Origin of the sequence: Burkholderia sp. D-99 (assembly GCF_011605345.1) — a bacterium.
Taxonomy (GTDB): Bacteria; Pseudomonadota; Gammaproteobacteria; order Burkholderiales; family Burkholderiaceae; genus Burkholderia.
In genome coordinates this window covers 144,883-161,889 of the sequence record NZ_JAAOXM010000001.1, presented here as the reverse complement: position 1 = coordinate 161,889, position 17,007 = coordinate 144,883, and the positions used below count along the sequence as shown (strand labels likewise).

The window sequence follows — 17,007 nt, the reverse complement described above, 5'->3', positions numbered from 1 at the left end:
GCTTTTGTCACAGTCGGCCGGTCACGCGGTTTCGCGGTGCGTGCGGATGCGGTCCGCGAGCGCCTGCGCCACACGCTCGATCAGCGCCGGCCAGTCGCCGGGCAGCCCCTGCCGGAACAGCATCGCGCTCGGGTACCACGGACTGTCGTCACGTTCGAGCAGCCAGCGCCAGTCCGGCACGCGCGGCAACAGCACCCACACGGGACGCCCGAGCGCGCCGGCCAAATGCACAACCGAGGTATCGACGGCGATCACGAGGTCCAGCGCATCGACGAGCGCCGCCGTTTCCGCGAAATCCCTCAGCTCCGCCTCGAACGACAGCACGCCGCTTGCCGCGAATGCGTCGGCATCGCGCGAGCGCACGCCCACCTGCAGGCTGACGAACGTCGCGTCGAGCGCGACCAGCGGCGCGAGCGCGGTGAACGTCATCGACCGGTTTTCATCGTTCGCGTGATCCGGATTGCCCGACCATGCGAGCCCCACTCGCAACCGCCGCGCCGGTGCGGCCGCATCGAGCCGGTCGATCCACGCGGCGCGCCGCTGCGGGTCGGCATGCAGGTACGGCACGTCGGCCGGCACCGTATCGAGCGTCGTCCGAAACGCGAAAGGCAGGCTCATCATCGGGCAATGAAGATCGAACGCCGGCGCGGGCTGGCCGTCGGCGACGACGCGGCTCACGCCGCTCAAAGTGCCGAGCAGGCCAGCTAGCGCGGCCGGTGCGTCGATCAGCACGGTCGCGCCGCGATCGTGCGCAAGGCTCGCATAGCGGCAGAACTGCAGCGTGTCGCCGAAGCCCTGTTCAGCGTGCAGCAGCAGTGTGCGGCCGGCGAGCGGTTCGTCGCCCGTCCATTGCGGGCGGCCGGCATGGCGCCGGTGCAGCATTACGTCAGCGGCATCCCAGCGCGCTTCATGCTGCCGCCAGCCTGCATCGAAGTCGCCCATCACCAGGCGGCAGAACGCCTCGGACCGGCGTGCGATGCCGTGATTCGGATCGCGCACGGTGGCCAGCGCGAAATCGGCAAGCGCGGCGTCGTAGTCGCCGAGTTGCTGGCGTGCGACTGCGCGCGTGTAGATCTCCTGCGCGGTCCGTCCCGGCGCGCCAGCCGCCGCGGCATAGCTCGCGAGCGCATCGTCGTAGCGGCCGAGCAGTTGCAGCGCGATCGCGCGATTGCACAGCACTTCCGCGTGCGGGCCGCGCGCGTCGAGCGCACGGTCGTAATGCGCGAGCGCTTCGTCGCAGGCACCGAATGCCCGCAGCGCACCGGCCCGGTTGCGCAGCGCGTCGAAATCCGTCGGCGCGCGCGCGAGGGCCTCGCCGTACGCATGCGCGGCTTCCTCGTGCCGCCTCAGCCCGAGCAGCGCGTTGCCACGGCCGACCCACGCGCCGACGTTGTCGCGGTCGCGCGCCAGCAGCCGGTCGCTACGCTTGAGCAGTTCGTCGCGCAAATGCAGCAGATCGAGCGCGACACAACTCACGAACAGCAGCTGCATGTCGTCCGGCGTCCGCGCCAGCGCTTCGTCGAGACACGCCAGCGCTTCGGCCGGACGCCCCAGTTCGATCAGCGTATAGCCGCACGCGTAGACGAGATCGGGCGTCTTGCCGCGCACCACCATCGCGAGCTGAAAGCAATGCAGCGCTTCGTCGCCGCGGCCGAGCGCGCGCAACGCATGGCCGCGTTCGGCGAGCGCAGCCGGGTCGTCGGGATCGATCCGCAGCGCACGCTCGATGCTGATCAGTGCGTCGGCAGGCCGGTCGAGCGCGCGCAATGCCTCCCCGCGCCGGACCCACGACTCCGTGCGGCCCGGCTCACGCGTCAGCGCAAGATCGTACGCGCCGACCGCTTCGCCATGCCGGCCGAGCGCATGCAGCGCGTCGCCGCGCGCCGCGTACGCCGGCGCATGGCCGGGATCGCGCGCGAGCGCCTGCGCGGCCGCGTCAAGCGCTTCACGAGGACGGCCGGTGCGTGTCAGTGCCTGCGCATGATTCACGAAATTCCACGGTTGATTCAGCCCGGAGCGCATCGATCGCGCAATCAGCGGCTCCGCGCGCACGGGATCGCCCAGCTGGAGATGCACGAACCCGAGCAGATGCAGCGCCTCGACGTGGTCGGGCAGCATCGCCAGCACCCCGTCGTAAAGCCGCCCCGCCCCCGCGAAGTCGCGTTGCTCGAGTTTCACGCGAGCGTTGCGCAGCGCATCGTCGACGGCGGCCCGCAGCGGCGCGGCACCCGCGCCGAACGCCGGTGCCTGCGCCGTGCTCATCGCGACGCTCCCGCCACCAGCGCCGGCAACGCGTCGCGGAGCCGCTCGACGACCGGTGCCCACTGTCCACCGTCCGGCTGGCGAAACAAACGCGCGCCCGGATACCACGGGCTGTCGTCGCGATCGAGCAGCCAGCGGAAGTCGGGCGTGTGCGGCAGCATCACCGCGAGCGGCCGGCCGAGCGCGCCGGCCAGGTGCGCGACCGACGTATCGACGCTGATCACCGCGTCCATTGCCTCCGTCAGCGCGGCCGTTTCCGCGAAATCCGTCAGTTCGTCGCCGACGAAGCGGATCGGGCTCGCATCGAGCGCAGGACGATCCTCGTCGCGGATCACCTTCTGCAGGCTGATCCATTCGTAACGGTCGTCGAGCAGCGGCGTCAGGTCGGCGAGCGTGATCGAGCGGTTGCGGTCGTTCAGGTGCAGCGGGTTGCCGGACCACACGAGGCCGACGCGCGGCCGGTCGGCTGCGCCCAGCCGCGCGCGCCAGTGCCCGACCCGCGCAGGATCGGCGCGCAGGTACGGCACACTCGCCGGAATCGACGCGAGATCGGTGCGGAATTCGAGCGGCAGGCTCAACAGCGGGCAATGCAGGTCGAACGGCGGCAGCGGGTCGCCGCGCGCGACGAGCACGTCGACGCCGTCGAGCGTCGCGAACAGCGCCTTCAGCTCGACCGGCGCCTCGACCACGACGCGCGCGCCGAGCGCCTTCACGAGCGGCACGTAGCGGCAGAACTGCAACGTGTCGCCGAGCCCCTGCTCCGGATACAGCAGGATCGTCTGCCCGTCGAGCGGCATGCCGTGCGTCCAGCGCGGCTGCGCAAAATCGCGCCGGCTGCCGTCGAGCTGGCTGTCGCGCCAGCGCCATTCGTATTCGGCCCAGCCAGCCTCGAAGTCGCCGATCGACAGGCACAGGAACGAACGCATGCAGTGCGCGTGCGCATAGTCCGGGTCGATGTCGATCGCTTCCGCATATGCGCGCAACGCATCCTCGTGCCGCCGAAGCGCGCGCAACGCGCTGCCGCGATGGAAGTGCGCGAGCTTGTCGCGTGGCGTCGCGGCGATCACGTTGGCGAGATCGTCGAGCGCGTCGTCGTAGCGATGCGTTTCGAGTCGAACCCGCGCACGCGTGAACGACGCGGGCGCATAGTGTGGATCGATCGCCAGCGCGCGGTCACACATGTCGTGCGCATCGTCGTGACGAGCCACCTGCATCAGCGCGCTCGCGTAGTTGCACAGCACGCCCGTGCTGCCCGGCTCGGCGTCGAGCGCGCGCGCATAGCTGTCGACCGCATCCGCAAAGCGGCCCAGGTGGCTCGCCGCATTGCCGCGATTCGCGTGCGAGCGTGCATGGCGCGGGTCGATCGCGAGCGCGCGGTCGCAGCGCACCAGCGCTTCGTCGTGCCGGCCGAGCTGTTCGAGTGCGATCGAGCTGTTGAAGATCGCATCGACGAACGTGGGGCTCGCCGCGATCGCCGCGTTGAAATCCGCCAGCGCGTATTCGGGATCGTGCAGGTCGAGATACGCGACGCCACGCAGAAACAGCGCGTCGGCGCTACCCGGCCGCAACGCGAGCGCATGACCATAGCTGTCCGCCGCCTCGCGGTAGCGGCCGAGCTCACGCAGCGCGAGCCCGCGCGCGCGCATCGCGTCGAACGTGCGGCCCGCGAGTGCGATCGCGCGATCGCAATCGGCGAGCGCGTCGTCGCAGCGGCCGAGCGCGCGCAGCATGTCGCTGCGCTTCACGTAACCGTCGGCGAACCCGGGCGTCAGTTCGAGAAGGCGATCGTAGACCGCGCAGGCTTCGTCGTACCGCGCGAGTTGCGCGAGCAGCCCGGCCCGCTGAAACAGCACGCGCTGATGCACGGGATTGATCGCGAGCGCCTCGTCGAGCCGCGCGAGCGCATCGTGCTCGCGACCGAGCCCGGCCAGCACCGCCGAGTAGTTCGCGAGCGCGAGCGGCACCGGCTGGCGCTCGACCGAGCGCCGCATCAGCGGCTCGGCATCGTCGAGGCGCCCCTGCTGGAAACGTACCGCGCCGAGCAGATGCAGCGCCTCCGGATGCTCGGGATCGAGCGCCAGCAGCTCGGCATAGGCATGCTCCGCGTGCTGCAGCGCGCCCTCATGATGCGCCTTGCGCGCACGCACGAGCAGCCGTTCGAGCTGCATGGTGTCGGGCGGGCGGCGATCCGGCGCGACCGGCGCGCTCACAAGTGTCGTCCCTTCCCCGTTCGGTGTCATCGTGTGGCCCTCACTTATCGCTGTTCGTATCGCGTGTCGTGTCTAACGTGTCATCGGTTCGAGCGCAGCACGCACCGCGTCGATCGCATCGGCCCAGTTGCCGGGTGCCGGCTGGCGAAACAGCCGCGCGGACGGATACCACGGGCTGTCGTCACGCGTACGCATCCAGCGCCATGCCGGCGAGTTGGGCAGCAGCACCCACACGCGCTTGCCCAGCGCACCCGCCAGATGCGCGACCGCGGAATCGGCCGCGATCACGAGATCCAGCGCGCCGATCAATGCGGCCCTGTCCGCGAAATCGCCTAGCTCGTCGTCGACACGACGTACCGGCGCATCGGCCAGCCACGCGGCGTCGCGCTCATGCACCGGTTTCTGCAGGCTGATCCAGTCGACGTCGAGATCGAACAGCGGCGCGAGCCGCGCGAAATCGATCGACCGGCCGGCGTCGTTTCGTCGTGCCGAATCGCTCGCCCACGCGAATCCGACGCGCAGCCTGCGCCGTTCGCCCAGCAGCGCGTCCCACTGGCGCGTGCGCTGCGGGTCCGCATGCAGGTACGCGGCCGTGTGCGGAATCGTGTGCGCTTCCGTGCCGAACGCATGCGGCAGGCTCGACAGCGGCACATGGCAGTCGAAGGCCGGCAGCGGCTCGCCCCGTGCGATCACGCGGGCCGCACCGGTGAGCGACGCCATCAGCATGCGCAACGACGGCTGCACCTCGAGCACCACGCGCGCGCCGCGCTCCGCGACAAGCGGGACATAACGGCAGAACTGCAGCGTGTCGTCGACGCCCGGTTCCGTATGGATCAGGATCGTCTTGCCTTCGAGCGGTTCGTCGCCGCGCCACACCGGCTGCGTGAACGACCGTGCATCGCGCGCGAGTTGCGGATCGCGCAACCGCCATTCATACCCGCGCCAGCCGCGCGCGAAATCGCCTTCCATCAGGTGCAGCGCTGCACGCGCGCAGTGTGCGGCGGCGAAGTCGGGTTGCAGCGCGAGCGCGCGATCGTAGGCGGTGAAGGCGTCCTCCGCCTTCCCCATTTCGGCAAGCAGGTTGCCGTGGGCCAGCCAGTTCGTCGCCAGATCGGGGCGCAGCTCGAGCGCATGATCGAGCGACGCAATCGCTTCTTCGTAGCGATACAGGTCCCGCAGCACGTTGCCGCGGTTCGTCCACGCTTCGGCAAAACGCGCGTCGAGTGCCAGCGCGGCGTCGTAGCTGGCGAGCGCCGCATCGAAGCGCTGCAGGTCACGCAGCACGGTGCCGCGATTGCACAGTGTGTCGGCCGCGCGCGGATCGATGGCGAGCGCACGGTCATGGCTGTCGAGTGCGTCGTCGTGGCGCTCGAGTTGCAGCAGTGCATTGCCACGGCCCGCGAGGGCGCGGGCGTGATCCGGATCGAGCGCCAGCACACGTTCGCACCGCGCGAGCGCCTCGTCCGCACGGCCGAGCCGTTCGAGCACGGCTGCGCTGTCGCAGAGCGTGTCGAGCCGCGCGGGATCGGCCGCGAGTGCGTCGTTAAAGGCGGCAAGGGCTTCGTTGAGACGGTCGAGCCCGGCAAGCGTTCGGCCACGCTCGGCCATGATCGCGGCGATGCCCGGCCGGATCGCGTTCGCGCGATCGAAGCAATGCAGCGCATCGGCCGCGCGCTGCAACTCACGCAGCACGAGCCCGCGGTTGAACCACGATTCGAACGAATGCGGATCGACCATCAATGCACGGTCGTAGGTGTCGAGCGCGTCGTCGAGACGGCCAAGCGCACGCAGCGCGCCGCCGCGATTGCAGAGCGCGTCGAGCACGAGCGGCGACACCGCGAGCGCACGGTCGAACGACGCAAGCGCGTCGTCGTAGCGGCGCAGGCTGATCAACGTGTTGCCGTGGCGCACGAGCGTCTGCACGTCGTCGGGCGCCGCGCGCAGCGCGTTCTCGAAATGGCCGAGGGCTTCGTCAATGCGGCCGCCCTCGCCGACGATCGCGCCGAGATCCGACAGCGCGCGCACGTCCGGCGCGATCGCGATCGACTGGCGCAGCAGCGCTTCGGCCTGTTCGGCCGCACCGCGCTGGAATTGCAGCACGCCGTACAGATGCAGCGCCTGCGGATGGTCGGGCTCCTTCGCGAGCACCGCGAGGTATTCCCGTGCCGCGTCGTCGAAGCGACCCGCGCCGTGCCACTGCTGTGCGCGGCCCAGCATCGCCGCCGATTGCCATTGCCCGCGCGCGTCGTGTCCCGACGCGCCCGCGTGTGCATCATGCCGGTGCTCGACCGTCACGTTCGCCCCCTTCCCGTTTGCCGATGCCGCCGCTGAACCGGTCGATGGAACCGGTCGCGGCGGTCATGCTCGGCACGAGACTAACGGACGGCCAATAACAGACGTATGACGAAAGTTACGGACCATTTTGCCCGGGGGACGGAACGCCTTTCCGCGCGTGGATGCGCACGCCGGACGACCTTGCGCGCTCACTGGCCGATCGGGATCGTCCGCACGTATTCGACCGCCGGCGCGCCCATCGTGACCGTGAAGCGGATCCCCCGCGGCACCGGTACGCCGATCGACGTCGAGTTGCTGATGCCGTGCTGCGCGAGAAATTGCGCATAGGACTGTTCGATGGCGGCCTGGCTCGTCGTCCATCCATCGGGCGGGATCCATACGGAAAGCTGCATCGAGCGCGCATCATTGCTGACCACCACGCGCGCGAACGCGTCCATGTGTTGCAGCGCGTCCTCCACGTCGGCGAGCGACGCGAGCGGCTGCGACGCGCTGCGCACGAGTTCGCGCCCCTTGAGCTGGTAGCGCACGACCTGCATCTGCGTCGGTCCGCCGCCGACGCCGAGATGGCGCACCATCACGAGCTCGCCCGGACGAATGCGCAGCGGTGGCCCGAACACTTCGTCGGGCGTGACGAGGTTCGTCAGGTCGAACTGCAACTGGGAGAAGTAGCGGCCGAGCAGACGCGTTTGCGCCAGATTCGACGCGATATCGTCGCGGCCGCGGATCGTCGCGTCGAGGCCGCGCCACGACAGCAGCGCGATCACGGCGAGCAGCGCGATCGCGACCAGCATCTCGATCAGCGTGAAGCCGCGGGCGCGCGCCGCCGCGCGCGGTTCAGCGGCGCGCTTCATTCTGGATCACCGTGACGACTTCGGCGAGCACGTTGCGGCTCGACGCGGACGGATACACGCTCACCGTCACGCGACGCACGAGCGGGCTCGGCAACGCGGCCACCGACTGGCGGCACACGAACCGGTAGCGGCCCTGCGGGCATGCAAACGTGTTCGTGCCGACGGACGGCCAGGTCGAAGCGATGCGGATCTCGCCAAGCGCGTTGTCGGCGCTCCACAACGCGAGCAGGCGCATGCGCGCCATGTCGGTATCCGACGCGAGCGCGCCGATCGCGCGCATCACGGCACCCAGCGCCACCGCGACGATCGCCAGCGCGATCAGCACCTCGATCAGCGTGAATCCCCGTTGCGGCTCCCGCGCCGTGCGCGATCCGCCGCGCGCATGGCGGTTGTAGTCGGTTCTGTCGTCGCACATGACCTGCATTCTTGTCGATGGGTCGGCGTCCGGCATCCGGCGTTCAAAGCGCGGCGCGAAGCCGCATCGCCGGCGCGACGGACGCCGTGCAGGGACGTTAAGCGCGGCGTATGGCACACACGTGTCGAATGGTACGGACCATTTGGCGCGGGGGCCCGGACGGACATGCGCCCACGCGCGCCGCATGCGCTATCGCGCGATGGACGCAGCGCAGCTCGGCGCGGCGGACAGGCAGACGGAAAACGATCGGGAAAAACCACCCGGCGGCGGGCGGTGAACGGCGGGCGGTGAAGGTGATCCTCGAGCGGGATCGACGCGACGGCGTCAGGCCGTCACGGCGGCGTCATACTCGGCGCGGGCAAGCTGGCCGGCGGCATAAGCCTCGGCCTCGCCGCGAAAGCCTTCCCGGCTGAACGCAACGACTTTCACGCCAACGCCGGTCGCCCGCTTCACCGTCAGCGCCCATTGCCATCCGCCGTCTTGTTCAAAGACGTGCAGCGAGGGTTCGAAGGAAGGGTCGAGTACGGTCACGCGTTTTGCTCCTGCCCCCTTGCGCGCCGCATCGGCGACGCTTGGGGCATGTCGAAAGGGTCGCGCCGGGATACGACGCGCTTCTGCCATTCGACAGTCTAGTCAAGGATTGTTGCGACGCACCATCAGAGGTTTCACTCATCTATCGGAACCGATCGGTCGATCGAATTTTCCTGAAATCCATATGGGACGGGCCTCAGCGCCGTTTTATAGCGCGCGGTTCCGTGCTCATGCGGCAACGTGCCGCATACGCGACTGCTTGCCTGCGTCGGTCGCGCGTGAGTTGCAAAAACGGGGCGCGAATCGCCCGGCGCTCCGGGCACCGCGGTGGCGAGGGTCGTTACCGGCCCGTTCCAGCCGACATCACACGCCGGAACGTCAGGTTCACCCGCTCGCCCTGCACGCTCGGCGCCTTCGGCACGCGATGCTGCCATTCGGCCTGCGTGCGCCCGCGCATCACGAGCAGGCTGCCATGCGCGAGCCGGTACGCATGCGTGACACCGGTCGCGCGATGGCGAAGATCGAATACGCGCATCGCACCGAGGCTCACCGACGCGATCACCGGCGCATCGCCAAGCTCGGGCTCGTTGTCCGCGTGCCAGCCGAGGCTGTCCTGCCCGTTGCGGTAGCGATTGAGCAGCACACTGTTGAAACGCGCGCCGCACGTCGCCTCGACCGCGCACTTCAGGTCGAACACGGCCGGCGTCCACGGCGCCGGCTCGTTGCGGATCCCCGAATACACGTAGACGGCATCCGGCTCGCCCTGCCATGCGGTGAGCCGCGGCAGCGGAATGCGTCCGCGCGGCGTGCGGATCGTGTCCTGGCGCCACGCGACCTCGTCGATCAGCGCGGCCAGCGCGCGATCGGCATCGGGCGGCGCCAGCCAGTCCGGGTACCAGTCCACGTCGGGGGCGGGCGTGTCAGCGAAGAGATCGGGTGTCGACATGTCGAGAGGAACGGGCGATGGGCAAAGCGAATAGTGCATGCCTGCATACTAGCCAACGGCGTCGCACGCCGCCATGCGCTGTCATTCGCAGATGAAGAAAGCTGCCGCCCTCCCTTCCCCCGCCGATGGCGGGCTTGCCCCGGTCCCGCGAATGATTTTTCCCAGACGGGGGAACGTGCGCTACCCGCCGCGCGTCAGCCGGATCAGCGTGATCTCGGACGGCACACCGAAGCGGTTCGGCGGCCCCCAGTACCCGGTGCCGCGGCTCGTATAGAGCCACAGATCGCCGAAGCGGCTCAGCCCGCCGATCACCGGCTGCTGCAACCGCACGAACGGCGGCCACGGCAGGAACTGGCCGCCGTGCGTGTGCCCCGACAACTGCACGGTAAACCCCGCGCGGTTCGCCGCTTCCGCGCTGCGCGGCTGGTGCGCGAGCAGGATCTTCGTTGCCACCTCGTGCGGCGCCCCCGCCAGCGCCTGCTCCGGGTCGCTGCGATGGGCGGGATCGAACCCGCCCGCCGTGAAATCGGTGACGCCCGCGAGCACCGCGTGCGCGCCGTCATGCTCGATCAGCACGTGCTCGTTGAGCAGCACCGTCAGCCCGATGCGCCGGAATTCGTCGATCCACGCATGCGCGCCCGCGTAATACTCGTGGTTGCCCGTCACCAGGAAGCTGCCGTGCCGCGACTGCATGCGGCCGAGCGGCGCCGTGTGCTCGCGCAGGCGCTTGACCGAGCCGTCGACCACGTCGCCGGTCACGACGACGAGGTCGGCATCGAGCGCATTGACCGCGCGCACGATCCGTTCGACATAAGGCCGCTTGATCGTCGGCCCGACGTGAATGTCGGACAGTTGCACGATCGTCAGCCCGTCGAGCCCGGCCGGCAGCCCCGCGACCGGGATCGACACGCGCTTGACCGCGGCCGTGCGGCGCGCACCGACGAACCCGATCACGGTGACAAGCACCGCACCGGCCAGCACGCCGAGCGCCGTGTCGGTCGCCGCGCCGGGCCATGCGCCGTCGTGCCCGAGATGCCGCCATGCAAACACGCCGAGCAGCACGAATTCGCGGAGGAACGTCAGCAGGAGCAGCGACGAGAAGAATCCCATTACGAGCGAGCCGGCCCAGCCGGCCAGCGTCGCGGCCCAGCCTTCGTCGAAGCGGCGCGAGAACATGCCGACCGGGATCAGCACGACGAAGCTCGCCAGCACGAGCGCCGCGATCGTGCGCGCGACCGGCGACCCGAACGCATCGGGAATGATCCGCATCCCGACGTACAGATGGAACAGCACGCCGATTGCAATGAACCGGACAAAAAAACTTCGCATGGAACGCTCACCTTCGTTGCGATGCTGCTTTACCGCTTCCGCGTCGCGCGTCGCACGGGGCCGTGAGGCTCCGTTCCGCGCGTCGCACCAGACGTACGATGGTACACAGATCGCGGCGGCGACGACCGGTCGCCGGCATGGCGTCGCTGCCGCTCGACACAGCGCGAGGCCGCGCCCTCATCGGCCTGCCCGAAGTGAACGCGATCGACGACTTCTTGAAGCGCCCCCGCTACCGGCATGAAACGCACGCTGCGCCTGCACATCCAGGTCAGCTACTTCGATCAGTCTGCCGGATGATCGATGGGAGCATCCGCGGCTTGCCCGAAGGCGCTGCGCGTCGGCATGCGAAGCCGATGGCGCTGCGCGTCGTTGCGGTTGCGGTTGCGGTTGCGGTTGCGGTTGCGGTTGCGGTTGCGGTTGCGGTTGCGGTTGCCGTTGCGGTTGCCGTTGCCATCGCCATCGCCATCGCCATCGCCATCGCCATCGCCATCGCCATCGCAGACGAGCAGACGACTCTCGCCGAACGCCCGCTGCAGATCTGCGTGGCCGATCTCGACGCACTGCGCGCTTCGCACGACATCCCGTCGACCGACTCGTCAACATCGCCCCCCGGCCTGCCGGGCCCACCGGATTCCCATGCGCTCGAGTGGCAATCGACCATTTCCACGCCGATTCCGCCCTGTCGCCAAGGCAAATTCAGCCACCCTTCGTTCGTCTGACGATCCTTTACAGTCCGTTAGCAACCCTACGCGAGCTTGCACTGGCAGAATCGCGACGGTCCGGTCCCGGTTGCCCTCGGTTGCCGAAACGCGATGCCGGACGAGTGGATGCGCTCCCCGACCGGCAACGCCCCCCACGGTGCGCAAGGCGGATCGCTGGCGGTCCGCATCACGCTGATTTATTATCGGCTCCGTATCCTGGAATCGTCGTCGCGGCGACGATCCGCATTGCGCCGCGCCCGGCATCCACCCCCAACGTCGAGCTCGTCACACCATGAGAAAAACAACGCCGCGCGCGCCGTTGCGCGTCGCCGCCGTCCTGGCGCCCGCCCTGCCGCTCGCGGGCTGCGCATCGCGCGGCGCACCGTCGTACGTCCTGTTCGGCGCGTATTTCCCGCTTTGGCTCGTCAGTGCGATCGTCGGCGTCGTCGGCGCGATCGTCGCGCACCGCGTATTCGTCGCGACCGGCTGGGCCGCCACGGTGCCCTACCAGCTTGCCGTCTGCACGGCGATCGGGCTCGTGGTCGCCGTAATCGTGTGGCTCACCGGCACGGGGCCGTTCGCATGAAGGCCGCCGGCATCGCCCGCCCCTCGATCAAAGGCCGCGTGATCGCACTGGCGATCGTCGCGCTCGGCATCGCTGCGCTCGTGTACGCGTACTACCGCACGACGGCCTACCCGTCCACCGACGACGCGTCGATCGACGCAGACGTCGTGCATGTCGCGTCACCGGTCGGCGGCCGCATCGTGCAGCTCGCGGTGCATGAAAACCAGCGTGTCGCGAAGGGCGACCTGCTGTACGTCATCGATCCCGTGCCGTACCGTCTGACGGTTGCGCAGGCGCAGGCCGACCTCGAGCTCGCGCGCGCCTCGCTCGACACGCGCCGCCGTTCGCTGATCGGCGAGCGCTCGAACGCGGCCGTGGCCGCCGAGCAGGTCAAGCGCGCGACGCAGAACCACGACCTTGCGACGCGCGACGTGAACCGGCTCGCACCGCTCGCCGCGCAGGGTTACGTCAGCGCGCAGCAGTTCGACCAGGCGAAGGTCCGCCAGCGCGACGCAGCCGTGTCGCTCACGCAGGCACAGGAACAGCAGCGCGCGTCCGCGCAGACGATCGGCGACGAAGCCGATGCGATCGCGACGCTGCATGCGCGCGAGGCCGCGCTGGCGCGCGCGCAGCATGCCCTCGACGACACCGTCGTGCGTGCGCCGCACGACGGCCTCGTCACGGGCCTGACGGTACTGACCGGTGAAACCCTGGCGCCGAACCAGTCGATCTTCACGCTGATCGACGCGAGCGAATGGTTCGCCGTCGGCAACTTCCGCGAGACGTCGCTGAGCCGCATCGCGGTCGGCGACTGCGCGACCGTCTATTCGATGATCGACCGCAGCCGCCCGCTGACGGGCAAGGTCGTCGGCATTGGCGCCGGCGTCGCCGACAGCGCTCGCATCAACCTGCCGCGCACGCTGCCGATCGTGCAGAACTCGGTGAACTGGGTGCACGTCGCACAGCGCTTCCCCGTGCGCGTGAAGCTCGACGAACCCGACGGCACGCTCGTGCGCGTCGGCGCCAGCGCGATCGTCGAGGTCCGGCATGGCACTGCCTGCCGCTGAGGTTCGCTCGCCGGGCCCGCGCGAAGTCCTGCGGCTGCTCGCGCCGTTTCCGGGGCGTGCGTCGATTGCCGTGCGGGTCGCGCTGATCTGCGCACTGACCGCGTTTGTGACGGCCGCATACGGCACGCCCGAAGCCGCGCTGTCCGCGTACGTCGTGTTCTTCATGATCCGTGCCGACCGCGTGACGAGCGTCGTGCTCGCGGCCGCGCTGCTGCTGATCGTCACGATCGTGATCGGGCTCGTGCTCGGCATCGCGATCTTCAGCATCGACTATTCGATCCTGCGGGTTGCGTGCATGGCCGTGCTGTCGGTCGCCCTCCTGTACCTGACCTCGGCCAGCAAGCTGCGCCCGGTCGGCGCGATCCTCGCGATGATCGTCGGCTTCGGGCTCGACCAGCTCGGCCTCGCGCCGTTCGGCGAAGCCGCGACGCGCGCGCTGCTGTACATCTGGCTGACGATCGCGATCCCGGTCGGTGTCGCGATCGTCGTCAACCTGCTGATCGCGCCGTCGCCGCGCAAGCTCGCGCACGCGCAGCTCGCGAAGCGCCTGCGGCTCGCCGCACAGCGGCTGCGCGGCGACGATGCGGCACGCGACGCATTCGATGCCAGCCTTCACGAAGGCGACAAGCAGTTGCTCACGTGGCTCAAGCTGTCGACACTCGAAGGCTCGTCGTCCGCCGCCGACTTCGCGGCATTGCGGCAGGCCGTGGCATCGAGCACCGCGCTGCTCGTCGGCGTCGCGCTGGCCGATCGCGAACCGGGCGCGCGGCTGCCCGACACGTACGCCACCCCGATTGCCGCGACGCTCGACGAGATGGCCGACATCCTCGACCAGGGCGGCTACCCCGTCGACGTGACGCTCGCACTGCCGCCGGCCGACTCACTGCCGCCGCTCGCGCGTGTCGCTGTCACGGATATCCATGCGGCGATCACGCGCTTCGCGGAACCGGCCGCAGCGGTTGAAGCCACGACGGATGCATCGGCCGCCGCGGCCAACGCGCCGGCGGCCGCCCCCGAAGCGCCTGCTGCCGCGGAAGCAGCCACGCCGCCCGCACCGCGCGGCGGCTTTTTCCTGCCCGACGCGCGCACCAATCCCGACCACATCCGCTACGCGCTGAAGACAACCGCCGCGGCGATCTTCTGCTACCTGCTGTATTCGCAGCTCGACTGGTCGGGCATCCATACGTGCGTCGTCACCTGCTACATCGTGTCGCTCGGCTCGACGGCCGAGACGGTCGAGAAGCTCACGCTGCGAATCTTCGGCTGCATCGTCGGCGCGCTACTCGGCACGGCGGCACTCGTCTTCGTCGTGCCGTCGTTGTCGTCGGTCGGTCACCTGATGGCGCTGGTGTTCGCCGGCGGGTGGCTCGCCGCGTGGGTCGCATTCGGCTCGCCGCGCATCGCGTATGCCGGCTTCCAGATCGCGTTCGCGTTTTTCCTGTGCGTGATCCAGGGTGCTGGCCCCGGTTTCGACCTGACGATCGCGCGCGACCGCACGATCGGCATCCTGCTCGGCAACGTCGTCGTGTATCTCGTGTTCACGCGCATCTGGCCCGTCAGCATCGGCAAGCAGATCGACGCCGGGCTCGCGGCGCTGACCGACCAGTGGCGGCGCCTCGTGCAGGTCGCGCAGCCGGCCGAGCGGCGTGCGCTCGCAGCTGAGGCGTTCGCCCGCCACGGCGCGATCGCGCAGGCGCTCGGGCTGGTTCACTACGAACCGTCGTGGGTGCGGCCGGCCGCCACGTGGCTCGCCACGCGGCGGCGCACGCTCGCGGAACTCGGCGCGCTCGAGGGCCCGCTGTTCCTGCTCGCCGAACGCAAGCCCGGCGACGCGGCGATCGCCGCACAGCTCGCCCGCGTGACCGAACCGCGCGACGACGAAGCCGCGCGTCATACCGATTCGCCCGCGCCGCAAGCCACTCCGCCGGGTGCCGCGACTGCCGACTCCGCGCGCGACGCGCTGCTGAACCTGATCGACACGCGGCTCGCGCACATCGCCGACGCCGCCCGTCAAGCCACACCGAAGGAGCCTGCCCCCCATGCGCCTACCTGAACCGCCGGCCGCCTCGATCGCCGCCGCCGCCCTCGCGACCGCCGTCGCGCTGGCGGGCTGCGCGACGTCGTCGATCGATCTGGCGCCGGAGGCGTCCGACCGCCCGTGGCAGCCGCAAACGTCGACTGCTGGCGACATCGTGCCGGGCCCGCCGCGCACGTCCGCGCAAGGTTCGCACGACTACACGCTGCCCGCCTCGCCCGCACTCGCGTCAGTCTCGCCGCCGGCCGCGCTCGACACCGCGCACGCATACACGCTGCCCGAGCTGATCGATCTCGCCGAATCGGCGAATCCGCTGACCCGCATCGCCTGGAACGATGCACGCAACGCGGCGCTCGCGGTCGGCCTGGCCAAGTCCGCCTACCTGCCAAGGCTGTCCGCGACGGCCATGGGTGCGTACCAGGCAAACCACGGCTCGACGTCGACGATCCTCGGCGACTCGTCGAGCGACACCACCGCTCACGGCACCATCTCGGCGCTGTCGCTGCAATGGCTGCTGTTCGACTTCGGCGGCCGCGCGGCGCGCGTCGAAGCGGCCGAGCAGGCGTCGATCGCGTCGAACGTCGCGTTCACGGCCGTGCACCAGCAGGTGATCCACGACGTGACCGTCGCGTATTACCGTTACGACGCCGCGCGCTCGCGCGCCCTCAGCGCCCGGCAGGGCCTCGCAAACGCGGACGCGATCCTCGCGGCCTCCCGCGCGCGGCTCAAGCACGGCGTCGGCACGGTCGTCGAGCTCGCGCAGGCGACACAGAACCGCGCGCAGGCAAACCTTGCGCTCGTGCAGGCGAACGGCACGGAGAGCGACAGCTACCTCGCCCTCGTCTCCGCGCTCGGCATCTCGCCGCTGTCGAAACCGACCATCGCCGCGCTGCCGAAGCGGCCGCTGCCACCCGCACTCGGCTCGTCGGTCGACGCGATCGTGTCGGATGCAATCGCGCGCCGCCCCGACCTGCAGGGTGCGTTCGCGCTTGAAAAAGCCAATCGCGCGAAGATCAAGGCCGCGGAAGCCGCGTTCATGCCGAAGATCTTCCTGTCCGCGTCGACGTCGTACGCGAGCGGCGGCACGTCCATCTCCGCGCTGCCCGCGATCGGCGACCAGGCACCGACCGTCAACCTGAACGGCAGCCGCTACGGTGGCGGCGTGTTCCTCGGTGTGACGATTCCGCTGTACGACGGCGGCCTGCGCTCGGCCGTGCTGATGCAGGCGCGCAACGATGCGGAAAGCGCCTCCGCGCGACTCACGCGGACCAAGGAGGAAGCCGTCCGCCAGGTCGTCGCCGCGCAGAACGCGGTGCAGACGAGCCTTGCGTCGCACGACGCCGCGAAGGCGCTCGTCGATGCCGCGCAGACGAGCTACGACGCGGCGCTGACCGCGTACCGGAACGGCGTCGGTTCGGTCACCGATGCGACGATCGCGCAAAGCCAGTTGCTCGCCGCCCGCAACGCGGAGGTCGACAGCTATGCCGGCGCGCTGTCGGCCGCTGCCGCGCTCGCGCTTGCGACGGGGACAATCGGCTCGGCGCAGTAGCCCGACCACCGCGAGGCGGTTGACGCATGCGCTCGCCCCCCACTAGAATGCCGCCCATTCTTCCTTCAGGAACCATCGTGGACAGTTGCAGCACTCCGTTGCGTGCGCCGCTTGCCGCCTGAACGCCTGTCCGACGCAGTTCTCCTGCCCGGCTCGCGTTCCGCGAGCCGCACGCCTACCGTTTCACACTGAATGACGCATTCGCGCGGTACAGTACCGCGCGATGACGGCTATCTTCGCGTCGCTTTCGG

At 69.6% G+C, this 17,007-nt stretch carries 13 protein-coding genes; 5 read left to right on the top strand and 8 right to left on the bottom strand.

The features are described 5' to 3' along the window. Positions 1–21: 21 nt before the first annotated feature. The 8 genes from HAV18_RS00730 to HAV18_RS00695 form a co-directional block, all read right to left on the bottom strand. Positions 22–2,262, bottom strand: coding sequence for a tetratricopeptide repeat protein (locus HAV18_RS00730; protein WP_166951357.1), 2,241 nt, complete (start codon positions 2,260–2,262; stop codon positions 22–24). Then, positions 2,259–4,502, bottom strand: coding sequence for a tetratricopeptide repeat protein (locus tag HAV18_RS00725; protein WP_166951354.1), 2,244 nt, complete (start codon positions 4,500–4,502; stop codon positions 2,259–2,261). The genes HAV18_RS00730 and HAV18_RS00725 overlap by 4 nt, the downstream gene beginning before the upstream one ends. Before the next feature lie 42 nt (positions 4,503–4,544). Continuing rightward, positions 4,545–6,767 (bottom strand): tetratricopeptide repeat protein, encoded by a 2,223-nt coding sequence (locus HAV18_RS00720; RefSeq protein WP_166951351.1) that lies wholly within the window; start codon positions 6,765–6,767, stop codon positions 4,545–4,547. 188 nt (positions 6,768–6,955) lie between these two features. Then, entirely contained in the window at positions 6,956–7,618 is a 663-nt protein-coding gene (locus tag HAV18_RS00715; RefSeq protein ID WP_166951346.1) for a type II secretion system protein J, read from the bottom strand. Further along, on the bottom strand, positions 7,602–8,033 hold the full coding sequence (gene gspI, locus HAV18_RS00710) for a type II secretion system minor pseudopilin GspI (RefSeq protein WP_208101622.1): 432 nt from the start codon (positions 8,031–8,033) through the stop codon (positions 7,602–7,604). The genes HAV18_RS00715 and gspI overlap by 17 nt, the downstream gene beginning before the upstream one ends. A 324-nt stretch (positions 8,034–8,357) precedes the next feature. Continuing rightward, positions 8,358–8,564, bottom strand: a complete 207-nt coding sequence (locus HAV18_RS00705) for a hypothetical protein (RefSeq protein ID WP_034180396.1) — start codon at positions 8,562–8,564, stop codon at positions 8,358–8,360. A 340-nt stretch (positions 8,565–8,904) separates the two neighbouring features. Beyond that, a complete protein-coding gene (locus HAV18_RS00700; RefSeq protein ID WP_166951338.1) occupies positions 8,905–9,510 on the bottom strand; it encodes an alpha-ketoglutarate-dependent dioxygenase AlkB in 606 nt (201 codons plus the stop codon). A 180-nt stretch (positions 9,511–9,690) separates the two neighbouring features. Next, entirely contained in the window at positions 9,691–10,839 is a 1,149-nt protein-coding gene (locus tag HAV18_RS00695; RefSeq protein WP_166951334.1) for a metallophosphoesterase, read from the bottom strand. A gap of 137 nt (positions 10,840–10,976) precedes the next feature. Here HAV18_RS00695 and HAV18_RS00690 point away from each other — a divergent pair, with 137 nt between their 5' ends. The 5 genes from HAV18_RS00690 (at position 10,977) to HAV18_RS00670 (ending at position 16,756) form a co-directional block, all read left to right on the top strand. Further along, positions 10,977–11,558, top strand: coding sequence for a hypothetical protein (locus tag HAV18_RS00690; protein WP_166950848.1), 582 nt, complete (start codon positions 10,977–10,979; stop codon positions 11,556–11,558). 274 nt (positions 11,559–11,832) lie between these two features. Next, a complete protein-coding gene (locus tag HAV18_RS00685) occupies positions 11,833–12,126 on the top strand; it encodes a hypothetical protein (protein ID WP_011547413.1) in 294 nt (97 codons plus the stop codon). Next, complete coding sequence (gene mdtN, locus HAV18_RS00680) at positions 12,123–13,172, top strand: multidrug transporter subunit MdtN (protein ID WP_166951331.1); 1,050 nt, start codon at positions 12,123–12,125, stop codon at positions 13,170–13,172. The genes HAV18_RS00685 and mdtN overlap by 4 nt, the downstream gene beginning before the upstream one ends. Next, positions 13,153–15,225, top strand: coding sequence for an FUSC family protein (locus HAV18_RS00675; RefSeq protein WP_166951328.1), 2,073 nt, complete (start codon positions 13,153–13,155; stop codon positions 15,223–15,225). The genes mdtN and HAV18_RS00675 overlap by 20 nt, the downstream gene beginning before the upstream one ends. After that, entirely contained in the window at positions 15,212–16,756 is a 1,545-nt protein-coding gene (locus tag HAV18_RS00670) for a TolC family protein (RefSeq protein ID WP_166951325.1), read from the top strand. The genes HAV18_RS00675 and HAV18_RS00670 overlap by 14 nt, the downstream gene beginning before the upstream one ends. Positions 16,757–17,007: the final 251 nt, after the last annotated feature.